The following is a 440-nucleotide window of genomic DNA, read 5'->3' on the forward strand; positions in this document are numbered from 1 at the left end:
ATTTCAAAGTTGCAGGTACACGTGAGGGGATTACTGCTTTACAAATGGACATCAAAATTTCAGGTATCACTGCCGAAATTTTGGCAGAAGCACTCGCACAAGCAAAACGTGCCCGCTTTGAAATATTAGATGTGATTGAAGCGACGATTTCGGAACCCCGTTCAGAACTTGCACCATCAGCGCCTAAAATTGATACGATTAAAATTGATACGGATAAAATTAAGGTTGTTATTGGTAAGGGCGGCGAAACGATAGACAAAATTATCGAAGAGACAGGTGTCAAAATTGACATTGATGAAGATGGACTTTGTTCTATCTTTTCGCCTGACCAGGCAGCGATTAACCGCGCGAAAGAAATCATTACAGAATTAGTCCGCGAAGCCAAGGTCGGCGATGTCTATGAAGCAAAGGTAGTAAGAATCGAAAAATTCGGAGCATTT

At 41.6% G+C, this 440-nt stretch carries 1 protein-coding gene; it reads left to right on the plus strand.

Annotation, left to right across the window (positions count from 1 at the left end; all coding sequences use genetic code 11):
• A partial coding sequence (locus LI288_RS14100) for a KH domain-containing protein (RefSeq protein WP_264474004.1) occupies window positions 1-440 on the plus strand: 440 nt, incomplete at both ends.

Source organism: Lachnospira pectinoschiza, assembly GCF_020564355.1.
GTDB classification, from domain to species: domain Bacteria; phylum Bacillota; class Clostridia; order Lachnospirales; family Lachnospiraceae; genus Lachnospira; species Lachnospira intestinalis.